At 63.1% G+C, this 1,015-nt stretch carries 2 protein-coding genes; both read right to left on the bottom strand.

Annotated features, from left to right (window positions below; translation table 11 throughout):
• Positions 1-713 (bottom strand): isopenicillin N synthase family dioxygenase (locus B5D62_RS32760; RefSeq protein WP_085938299.1); only part of this gene is annotated, 713 nt, incomplete at its 3' end.
• Positions 713-1,015, bottom strand: a 303-nt coding sequence (locus tag B5D62_RS32765; RefSeq protein WP_139374229.1) for a 2OG-Fe(II) oxygenase family protein, incomplete at its 5' end; no start/stop codon positions are given. The genes B5D62_RS32760 and B5D62_RS32765, both read right to left, overlap by 1 nt.

Below are 1,015 nucleotides of genomic sequence, written 5' to 3' on the forward strand. Positions count from 1 at the left end.
TCGGGAATGGCGGGAGCATCGATCCACTTGCCGCTCTGCGTGCGGATCGACAGGCCGGCTACGTCGTTCGGCGCCAGCAAGGTCAGGAAGCTGGTGTCCGTGTGCGGCGCGATACCGAATTCGTCTACTACCGGCGCATCCTGTGGCGGGTAGTGGGTCATGCGCAGCTTGTATTGGCAGTCCTGAAAGGCGGCATCGAAGTAGGCGGCGGGAAGGTCCAGCGCGCGCGCATAGAGCGGCATGAGCTTCTGCGCCAGTCGTTCCATGGCGTCGCAGTAGGCCACGACGGAATCGCGGAATCCGGGCAAGTCGCGGGGCCAGAGATTGGCGCTTCTGAACCGACGGTCGGCGATTACGTCGGGATGGTCCGACGGCAGGTCGCGTGCGACGAAGAAGGCCTCGTTGAGATTGGCCTTGGTGACGGTCTGCACCGTCGAGGTGCGTAGCGTGTCGCCGCGCATCGGTAGGTAGCCGACATTATGCTTGTCGATGCGGACATCCATCTTCCTGTCGAGCGGCTGCGCGTGAAAGCGGGCTGCTTGGGCATAGATGTCCCGGATCCGCTCGCCGGAGATGCCATGATTGGTGACGAAGTAGAAGCCGATCTGCGTCAGTGCGAAGCGCAGTTCCTGGGCTGTGCGATCGAGAGCGCCGGATTCGCCGGCGAGATAGGGGCCGAGGTCGAGAACGGGGATCGTCTCGCCGACGGACATCAGGCCGCGTCCTGGGCCTGGTTGAGGACGTCGTAGTTCCGCTTCTGATACCAGACCATGTAGTCGGTGTAGTAGGTCGTGGGATATTTCGGCGGCTTGTCGGGGCCGACGGTGGTTGGCACAGCCGCAATCGGCCAGTCGATGTTGCTGTCGCAGAAGAACGGAATGGCGTAGCGCTCGCCGCCGCTGCGGTTGACGGCGCGATGTGGCGTGGCGAGGAAGAAATCGTTGGTCCAGCGCTGGAGCATCTGGCCGCCATTGACGACATAGGCATCGGGAATGGCGGGAGCATCGATCCACTT

The organism is Enhydrobacter aerosaccus (assembly GCF_900167455.1).
GTDB classification, from domain to species: Bacteria; Pseudomonadota; Alphaproteobacteria; order Reyranellales; family Reyranellaceae; genus Reyranella; species Reyranella aerosaccus.